Genomic DNA, 8235 nt, shown 5'->3' with positions numbered 1-8235 from the left:
GCGGCCGCCGGGGACGAGGAGATCGGCCCGCGCCGCCGCTTCGAGGAGGTGTCGCTCTTCGACCTCGCCGGCGAAGGCGAGGAGGCCGGCGACCGCAGCGGCCCGCGCCGGGGGCGCCGGCGCGGGCGCCGGCGCGGGCGCGGGCGCGGCGGCCGGGCGGGCGAGGGTGCACCCGGGCCGGAGGCCGACGAGCGCGAGGACGCCGAGTCCGAGCCCGCGCTCGCCGGGAGTCGGGACGCGGTGGAGCCAGGCGCCAGCGAACGCGACGAACGCGAGGAACGCGACGAGCGGGGCGGCCGGCGGCGGCGGCGCGGGCGCGGTCGCGAGCGTGACCGCGAGCCGGAGCGGCCGCGCGAGAGGCGGGCCGGCCCGGCGCCCGAGCCCGCGCGCCCGGAGCCCGAGAGCGACGACGACGAGGACCTCGAGGACGAGGAGCTCGTCACCCTCGCCGAGGTACCCGAGGTGGCGGAGGTCGAGGAGACGCCTCCCGAGCCGGGCTTCGAGGACGAGGAGGACGAGGAGGAATCGCCCGAGGACGCCCGCCTGCGCCAGGAGCGCGAGGCTCGCCGGCGCGCGCGCATCGCCAAGGTCGAGCCCGAGGTGGTGGCGCCCCCGCGCCCGCCGCGCCGGCGCGCCGCCTTCCTCGCCCACGCCGACCGCGAGTCGATCGGCGCGGCCGTGCTGCTGGCGCGCGAGACGCGGCTGGTCGAGGGGATCTGGGTCTACCCGCAGGCCGACCTGATGACCTTCTTCCGCGGTGTGGCGACCGATCTGCGCGAGGACACGCCGATCTGTGTGATCGGCTTCACGGCCTCGCCGGCTCGCGACACCCTCCAGGCCGCGTCGCTCTACCGGGACCGCCTCACCTGGTTCGATCACCATGCCTGGCCGCCCGAGGATCTCGAGCGGCTGCGCGCGGCGATCGGGACCGAGGCGGTGCACGTGGAACCCGGGGCGGGCAGCGTGCTGCCGCTCGTGCTCGCCACCTGCGAGCGGCGCAGCCGCTTCTCGGACAAGCTCGTGGACCTGCTGGCGGGCCGCTTCACGCGCCACGACTGGGAGCGCTGGGGGCGGCTGTGGTGGTGGCGGCTCGGCGAGCTCGCCGGCAAGAGCGGCGAGCGGCGCGCCGAGCTCGAGGCCCTGGTCGGCGGGCGGCCGTCGGACCTGACGCGCGAGGCCTCGCGCGCGACGGAGCCGCCGCTCCCGGCCGAGGCCGAGTGGGCGGCGACGCGCGACTTCCGGCTCGCGCACTTCGGCGGCTACGCCATGGTGCGCGTACCGGTGCCGCCCGAGCTCGATCTGCAGCTTGCCGCGCGCATCGTGCGCGAGCGCTACGCCGCGGCGCTGTCGGTGGCCTGGAGCGAGGGCGGCGAGGTCTTCGCGCTCGGCTCGGACGAGGGCGCGAGCCGCCGCTCCTTCGACCTGGCCGCGATGGTCGAGCACCTTGCCGAGAAGTTCGCGTGGGTGAAGCCCCTGGCCGACGGGGATCACGTGGCGCGCTTCCGGGTCGAGGGCGCCGTGGCGGAGCCGTCGCGGATCGACGAGATCGCAGCCGAGATCGCGATGGGACGCTCGATCCTGGAGGGCTAGCACTCCGTGCCCTTGCGGGGCCGCTTCGTCGAGGTCTTCTCGTCGGCCCAGGGCGAAGGGCCGCACGTGGGCGCGAGCACGCTCTTCGTCCGGCTCGGGGGCTGCGATCTGCGCTGCCGCTGGTGCGACTCCCCCCATACCTGGCGCCCGACCGACACCTGCCGGCTCGAGACCCGGCGCGGGAGCGGGGCCTTCCGCGTGGTACCGAATCCGGTCGCGATCGACGAGATCGTGGCGGCCGCCGAGGCGCTCGAGGTCGAGCGCCATCGCTTCGTGTCGCTGACCGGAGGGGAGCCGTTGCTCCAGCCGGAGGTGGTGGCCGCGCTCGGCGCCGCGCTGCGCGGCCGCGGCCCGCGCCTCCTGCTCGAGACCGCTGGCCATCTGCCCGATGCGCTGGCGGCGGTGCGCGAGGCCGTCGACGTCGTGTCGATGGACTGGAAGCTCGCGAGCGAGGTGCGCCGGGAGGGCGAGCCGAGCGCGGTGCTCGCGCAGCCGGGCCGCTCGTTCACGGCCCTCCACGAGCGCTTCCTCATGGTCGCGCGCGGCGCGCCCGAGTCCTACGTGAAGCTCGTCGTGAGCGAGACGAGCCGCGACGAGGAGCTGCGCGCCGCGTGGGAGGCGATTGCACGCGTCGACCCGGCCACGCCGGTGGTGCTCCAGCCGGTGACGCCGCGTGCCGGGGCGCTCCGGCCCCCGGCGGAGCGCCTGCTCGCGCTCCAGCGCGAGGCGGCCCGCACCCTCGAGGACGTGCGGCTGATCCCGCAGACGCACCCCCTCTACGGCGCGCCGTAGCCGAGGATGCGGCGCGCGGCCTCCGCGAGATCGCGGGCCTCGAGCGCGAAGGGGTCCTCGCCCGCACGCGCGCGCGCGGGCGCCGCGATCCCCACCCGCACCGCGCCGCGACAGCCGGCGCGGCGGGCGGCCTCCACGTCGCGCGACCCGTCGCCCACCATCCAGCTCGCCGCGAGATCCGCGCCGAGCTCGTCGCGCGCGCGCAGCAGCAGGCCGGGCGCCGGCTTGCGGCACGCGCAGCCGTCGGCGGGGGCATGGGGACACAGGAGCGTGGCGCCGAGCACGACGCCGCCGGCGGCCAGGTCGGCCGCCAGCCGGCCCTGGAAGCGCTCGAAGTCCGCGAGCCCGAAGCGACCGCGCCCGATCCCGCTCTGGTTGGTGGCGATCGCGAGCACGTAGCCGGCGCGGGCCAGCGCGAGGGCGCCGGCCACCGCGCCGGGCAGGAGCGCGTAGTCCTCCGGGCGGTGCGGGTAGCCCGTGTCGCGCACCAGCGTGCCGTCGCGGTCGAGGAACACGAAGGGCCGCGCGCGCGGCCCGGGGCGCGGGCCGGTCACGGTCCCGCCGGCGGGCGCGGCGGCGCGAGGCGCGCGGCAATCGCACCGCAGACGTCGTCGCGCACGGCCTTGGCGGCGACCTTCACCGCGTTCTCGAGCGCACGGGCCTGCGAGCGGCCGTGGGCCTTGATCACGATGCGCTCGAAGCCGAGGATCGGCGCGCCGCCATAGGCGGCGTAGTCGAGGAGGTTCGAGACCCGCGCCAGGCCGTCGCGGAGCAGGAAGCGGCCGGCGCGCCAGCGCAGGCGCTGGCGGTACACGCCGTCCCCCATCCGCGTCATCACTTCGCCCATGCTCTCGAGCAGCTTCAGGACCACGTTGCCGAGGATGCCCGGACACACCACCACGTCGGCCGCCCCGAGCGGCACGTCGCGGCCCTCGACGTTGCCCCGGAAGGCGAGCCCGGGGGCGGCGGCGAGCAGGGTGTGGGCGGCGCGCAGGAGCTCGTCGCCCTTGCCGGCCTCCTCGCCGATGTTGAGCAGGCCGACGCTCGGGCGCTCGACCTTCGAGATGCAGGAGGCATAGGCGGCGCCCATCAGCGCGAACTGGAGCAGGTCCTCGGGCTCGCTGTGGACGTTGGCGCCGACGTCGAGGAGCAGCGCGAAGGGGTCGGGGTTGTGCGGGCGCGGCAGGGTCGGGTGGACGGCCGCCAGCGCCGCCCGCCGCACGCCGGGCAGGCGCGGGATCGCGCGCACGGCGTGGAGCAGGAGCGCCCCGGTGTTGCCCGCCGAGACCAGCGCCTGGGCGCGGCCGTCCGCCACCGCGCGCGCCGCGAGCGCCAGCGAGGAGGCCTCGCGCCGCGCCGCCGCCTGGGGCGACTCGTCCATCGGCACGGCGTCGGGCGCGTGGAGGAGCTCGACGCGCCCGGGAGCGAGGCCGGCGCGGGCGAGCGCGGGAGCCAGGCGCTCGGCGTCGCCCACCAGCAGCAGCCCGATGTCGCTCTCGCGCGCGAGCGCGACGGCGGCGCGCAGCGGTGCCCCGGGCGCGTGGTCGCCCCCCATGGCGTCGAGCGCCACGGTGCGCGGCGGCGCAGGCTCCGCCCGCTGCTCCTCGCGTGGCCGGCGTCCTCGAGGCCTTCGGGCGGCGTCCGTCATCGGCGGCGCAGGGTATCACGCAGGGTGCGCAGCGCGGCGCGCGGCGCCTCTGGATGCTGGCCGCCGAAACGCTCGGCGAGATAGGCCTCGGTGAGCGACCAGAGCGCGGCGGCGGCGGCGGGCGGGACGGCGCGCCCCGCCTCGCGCGCGAACTCCCGCGCCGGCACGGCGCGCGCACGGACGAGGCCGCGGCGCTGCTCGAGCAGGCGCAACGCCTCGGCGTAGAGCCGGGTCGCGCGCTGGCCGAGCGAGCCGCTCGGGCGGGCGCTGCGGCCGCGGCGGCGGCGCCAGCGCCACACCGTCCACGCGAGCGCCGTGGCCCCGACCAGCGCGATCGCGTACGGGGCGGCCGCGCGCGGGTCGAGGCGCTCGCGGGCGGGCGCGCGCGGTGCGGGGCCGGCTCCGGGGGCGCGCTGCGCGTCGCGCCAGCGCCGCCAGGCGAGCCAGCCGCTCCGCAGCGCGCGCATCTGGTGCGAGCGATCGAACTCGACCACGTGCTGGAACCACCAGTGCTCGGCGGCGCTGCCGAGCTCACGCAGCCCCCGGAGGAGGCCGGACCCTTCGGCGTGCAGGCGCGCGTCGACCGGGGTCGGGTCGTAGCGGACCCAGCCCGCGCGCTCGAAGTGCACCTCCACCCAGGCGTGGGCATCGGACCGGCTCAGCTCGACGAAGCCGCCGATCGCGTTCTCGCTGCCACCCGCGAAGCCGTTCACGAGCCGCGCCGGGAGCCCGATCGCGCGCGCCAGCACGACCATCCCGCTGGCGAAGTACTCGCAGTGGCCGGCGGTGTTCTCGAGGAGGAAGGCCTCGACGGGCGAGCGCGGGTCGCCGGGGCGCTCGGGCGGGGGGCGGTCCGCGTAGCGGCCGGTACGGCGCAGGTGGCGCTCGAGCGCGGCGGCGCGCTCGGCATCGGTCGCGGCGCCGGCCACGATGCGGAGCGCGAGCGCCGTCACGGCCTCCGAGAGCGGAGGAAGCGCGAGGAAGCGCTCCCCGCCCTCCGCGGGCGGAAGCGCGCGCTCCTCGCCGAGCCGTGCGGGATCGGCGGGCCTTGCCTCGATCGCGACCTCGTACTGGATCCGGTCGAGCTCGCTCTCGGGGGCGTAGAGGCCGCCGTTCGGGTCCGCCTCGAGGCGCCCGAAGCTGCCCTCGACCCGAGCCGCTGCGCCGGCGGCGAAGAGCACGCCCGCCGCGACCGGCTGGCGCAGGACGCGCTGGACCAGGTCCGCGCGCTTCGGACCTCCCGGCACGCCCACGCCGAGATCGGCGGCCCGCGCGAGCAGCCGGCGCGCGGGCGGCGTCACCGACCAATGACGGCCGTCGAAGTGGTCGAAGGCGAGCCCGCGCCAGTACGCCTCGGCGCGGGGCGGGACCTCACCGCGCAGCGTCTCGACGCGCAGCACGACGGTCGGATCCTGGCGGATCCGGCCCAGGTCGCCGAGCGCGATCCGGTCCGAGAAGCCGGCCTGCGGCGCCGCGAGCAGCCCGGGCGCGGCGAGCGCGCCGCTGCGCACGCGCGGCAGCACGAGGAAGATCGCGACCGCGAGCACGAGCGAGAGGCCGGTCGCGACGATCGTCGTGCGCGCGAGGCCGGGCGCGATCGCGCGCTCGGCGCGCCAGGGCTCGCCGTGCGCGAGCGCCTCCGCCCAGAGCGTGTGCACGACCAGGGTCCAGGTCATCGCGAGCACGAAGACCACGAGCAGGGGCGGGAAGAGCAGGCTGTCGGTCAGGTTCGCCGCGAGCAGCACCTGGAAGAGCGCGAGCGCCACCAGCAGGAAGTCGGAGCGGCGCGGGCGCGCGTCGAGGAGCTGGAGGCCCAGGGCGAGGTGCGCGAAGTGGGCGAGCGCCACGAGCGCGAGGGCGCCGTGCAGCCAGAGCCCGATCGCGAGCGCCACGACCGCGCCGAGCGCACCGTTGAGGACGAGGGCGCTGCGCTGCCAGGCGCGCGGGTGGTCGCGCAGGCGAAGGCTCGCGAGGAGCGCCGCGCCCTGCAGCACGACCGCCGGGGCGAGGAGCTCGCCCGTCACGACCAGCGCGAGGCTCGAGACCCCCGCCAGCACGTAGGAGGAGCGCGGGCGCGGCGGCAGCGAGCGCTCCGCTCGCGCGCTCACGGCGGGCCTCCCCGGCCGTCGGGCGCCTCGGGCGCGACGCGGGCCAGGATCCCCAGCAGGCGGGCGCGGTGGAGCGGCCCCGTGTCCGCGGCGAAGCGCGCGCTGTCGGTGCGCAGGCCGACGCGCAGGCCGGCGCGCAGGCCGGCCTCGGCCTGGGACGCGGCCCGCGACACGGCGCTCTCGAAGGCGGTGCCGTCGGCCATGCCTGCGGTGCGCAGCCGCACCTCCGTCTCGCCGGCCGTCTCGCCTTCGGCGTCGCGCACGAGCAGGAGGCCGCGGCGGAGCGAAGCGGGCCAGTGGACGCGGCGCGGGGCGTCGCCACGCGCGAACGCGCGCAGGCTGCTCACCTCGCTCGGCGCGGCGCTGCGCCCGCGGCGGGCGAAGCCCTCCCGCCGCGGCTCGCCGAGCACGGCGGGCGCCGCCGCCGGCACGAGCGAGGGGTAGACGAGGGCGCGCGCCGGCCGCTCGATCCAGAGCGACTTCGCGAACAGCCCGAAGGGAAAGCGCGTCGTGACGCGCAGGCCCGCGAAGCCGAGCTCCCCCCGACTCCCGGGGGTGTAGGTATAGCTGCGCCGCTCGCGTCCGCCCGGCGCGATGCGCAGCGCGAGCACGCGCCCGAGCGGCGCCGGGCGCTGGGTCCCCGCCCCGGCGCAGTCCTCGACGACGATTGCGTGGGCCCAGAAGCGCTGGGTGTTGGCGACCTCGAGCACGACGCGGCCCGGCTGGCCGGCGAGCCACTCGGGGGGAAGCTGGCGCAGGACGTCGATCCCGCGCAGCGCCGTCTCCGAGAGCACCCCGGAGAGGACCAGGAAGGCGAGCATCCCGGACAGGATCAGGTAGAGCAGGTTGTTGCCGGTGTTGAGAGCGGCGAAGCCGACCCCGAAGGCGAGCGCGAAGAAGATCCAGCCGGCCCGGGTCGGGACGAGGGTCCGGGGCGGGCGCAGGTGGCGGCGCGCGAAGGAGCGCAGGCGCGGGAGCAAGGGGGCGCCCTCCCGGGCGCCGCTCAGAGCGGGACCGCGACGCCGTCCAGGATCTCGCGCACCAGCCACTCCGCCTCCTCGGGCCCGCGCCCGCTCCACTCCGCCGCCGAGGAGGCCATCGCGCCATCCGCGAGGCCGTGATGGGGGTCGAGCGCGAGGCGATGGGCCAGCACCGCCACCGCGAGATCGCGCACGTCCTCGGGGATGCAGTAGTCGCGGCCGTCGACGAGCGCGCGCGCCTGGGCGGCGCGGCGCAGCGCGACGGCGCCGCGGGGCGAGGCGCCGAGCCGGATCGCGGCGTGCGCGCGGGTCGCGCGCACGATCTCGAGCAGATAGGCCACGAGCCCGTCGTCGAACTTCACCCGTCCGGCGGCCGCACGCATGGCGAGCAGGTCCGCGCCCGTGAGGACCGGCTCGAGGCGCGGCAGCTCGGTCGCCGCGGGATCGTCGCGCAGCACGGCCGCCTCGTCCTCGGGGGCCGGGTAGCCGATCCGCAGCCGCAGCAGGAAGCGGTCGAGCTGCGACTCGGGGAGCGGATGCACCCCGTGGTGCTCGAGCGGGTTCTGGGTCGCCACGACCAGGAAGGGCTCGGGCAGGCGGTGGACCGTGCCGTCCACCGAGACCGAGCCCTCGGCCATCGCCTCGAGCAGCGCCGACTGGGTCTTCGGGCTGGCGCGGTTGATCTCGTCGGCGAGCACGACCTGGGCGAAGAGGGGCCCCGGCTGGAAGACGAAGCGCCCGCTCGGCCGGCCCTCGAGCAGCTCGGGCACGGCCGAGCCGACCAGGTCCCCGGGCAGGAGGTCGCTCGTGAACTGGATGCGCTTGAAGCTCGCGGCGAGCGAGCGGGCGAGGGCGTGGGCGAGGGTGGTCTTGCCGACCCCCGGCACGTCCTCGAGCAGGATGTGGCCGCCGGCCACCCAGGCCTCGACGGTCTGGCGTACCACCTCGCTCTTGCCGCGCACCGCGCGCTCCACGTTCGCGCGCAGCCGGCGGGCCTGCTCGGCAGCGCGGATCGGATCGAGGGCGGACGGGTCCAGCGGGGCGCCGCGCGGGTCGAGGGCCATGGCGCTCCTGATCGGCGCGTCGGGGCGGGCGCTGGAGGGCGGTCCGGGCCGGG

General features: G+C 77.5%; 7 protein-coding genes. 2 read left to right on the top strand and 5 right to left on the bottom strand.

What is annotated here, in order from left to right:
* Together OZ948_16985 and OZ948_16980 are read left to right on the top strand one after the other, a co-directional pair.
* Nucleotides 1–1590 (top strand): hypothetical protein (locus tag OZ948_16985; protein MEB2346423.1); only part of this gene is annotated, 1590 nt, incomplete at its 5' end.
* 6 nt (nucleotides 1591–1596) lie between these two features.
* A complete protein-coding gene (locus tag OZ948_16980) occupies nucleotides 1597–2382 on the top strand; it encodes a 7-carboxy-7-deazaguanine synthase QueE (GenBank protein MEB2346422.1) in 786 nt (261 codons plus the stop codon).
* Here the strand turns inward: OZ948_16980 and OZ948_16975 are convergent.
* Genes OZ948_16975 through OZ948_16955 form a run of 5 tightly spaced genes read right to left on the bottom strand, consistent with a single transcriptional unit; the run spans nucleotide 2367 to nucleotide 8182 of the window.
* The gene (locus tag OZ948_16975; protein MEB2346421.1) at nucleotides 2367–2936 is read right to left on the bottom strand and encodes an HAD family hydrolase; all 570 of its coding nucleotides are present in this window, start codon (nucleotides 2934–2936) and stop codon (nucleotides 2367–2369) included. The genes OZ948_16980 and OZ948_16975 overlap by 16 nt on opposite strands.
* The gene (plsX, locus tag OZ948_16970; protein MEB2346420.1) at nucleotides 2933–4030 is read right to left on the bottom strand and encodes a phosphate acyltransferase PlsX; all 1098 of its coding nucleotides are present in this window, start codon (nucleotides 4028–4030) and stop codon (nucleotides 2933–2935) included. Before plsX ends, OZ948_16975 begins: the two co-directional genes overlap by 4 nt.
* Complete coding sequence (locus tag OZ948_16965) at nucleotides 4027–6138, bottom strand: DUF3488 and transglutaminase-like domain-containing protein (GenBank protein MEB2346419.1); 2112 nt, start codon at nucleotides 6136–6138, stop codon at nucleotides 4027–4029. The genes plsX and OZ948_16965 overlap by 4 nt, the downstream gene beginning before the upstream one ends.
* Nucleotides 6135–7118, bottom strand: coding sequence for a DUF58 domain-containing protein (locus OZ948_16960; GenBank protein MEB2346418.1), 984 nt, complete (start codon nucleotides 7116–7118; stop codon nucleotides 6135–6137). The genes OZ948_16965 and OZ948_16960 overlap by 4 nt, the downstream gene beginning before the upstream one ends.
* A 23-nt stretch (nucleotides 7119–7141) precedes the next feature.
* Nucleotides 7142–8182, bottom strand: coding sequence for a MoxR family ATPase (locus OZ948_16955; GenBank protein MEB2346417.1), 1041 nt, complete (start codon nucleotides 8180–8182; stop codon nucleotides 7142–7144).
* Nucleotides 8183–8235: the final 53 nt, after the last annotated feature.

It is taken from the genome of Deltaproteobacteria bacterium (genome assembly GCA_035063765.1).
GTDB lineage: Bacteria > Myxococcota_A > UBA9160 > UBA9160 > PR03 > CAADGG01.
Note: the sequence above shows the minus strand (reverse complement) of the source record. Positions and strands in the feature narration are given on the sequence as shown.

What these genes read in the sequence shown, in the direction of transcription:
- plsX (MEB2346420.1), bottom strand. Translation starts at nt 4,030, where the DNA reads ATGACGGACGCCGCCCGAAGGCCTCGAGGACGCCGGCCACGCGAGGAG.
- OZ948_16955 (MEB2346417.1), bottom strand. Translation starts at nt 8,182, where the DNA reads ATGGCCCTCGACCCGCGCGGCGCCCCGCTGGACCCGTCCGCCCTCGAT.